The sequence below is a fragment of the Bowmanella dokdonensis genome, from assembly GCF_017254865.1.
In the GTDB taxonomy this organism is placed as follows: domain Bacteria; phylum Pseudomonadota; class Gammaproteobacteria; order Enterobacterales; family Alteromonadaceae; genus Bowmanella; species Bowmanella dokdonensis.
The window spans coordinates 1-411 of the sequence record NZ_JAFKCV010000123.1 but is presented as its reverse complement, the minus strand read 5'-3'; the positions used below and the strand labels follow the sequence as shown (position 1 = coordinate 411).

Annotated in this window: 1 protein-coding gene; it reads left to right on the top strand. The window is 46.2% G+C overall.

Annotated elements, in window-relative coordinates; all coding sequences use genetic code 11:
* Positions 1 to 15: 15 nt before the first annotated feature.
* Positions 16 to 411, top strand: a 396-nt coding sequence (locus J0A66_RS21840) for a PEP-CTERM/exosortase system-associated acyltransferase (RefSeq protein ID WP_338143940.1), incomplete at its 3' end; no start/stop codon positions are given.

Sequence of the window (411 nt, the reverse complement as noted above, 5' to 3'; positions counted from 1 at the left end):
AGACATGCCAAAAGCATTGCCTCTCATTTTTCGTACTATCTGAGGCCATGTTTTGCAGAAACTGAAGCTCTTAAAAATGAGAGCTTCAAAATCAGACACGGCGTGTACTGTGATGAACTGAAGTTTGAAGAACCACGACAGTCCGGTTTAGAAACTGACGAATTCGATGACCACGCTTATCACTGTCTGATTCAACATAAGTCCAGAGGTACTTATGCTGGAACCGTACGCGTCATCTATTCATCCAGTGAAGACCAGATACTACCTATAGAAAAATACTGCCAATCCGCCATAGGCAACGAGCACCTCCAGCCCAGCCGCTTTGAACGTCAGCGTATAGCAGAAATATCCCGACTCGCCGTACCAGCGGAATTCAGAAGACGTTCGGTTGATAAACACCAGGGAGCTGCT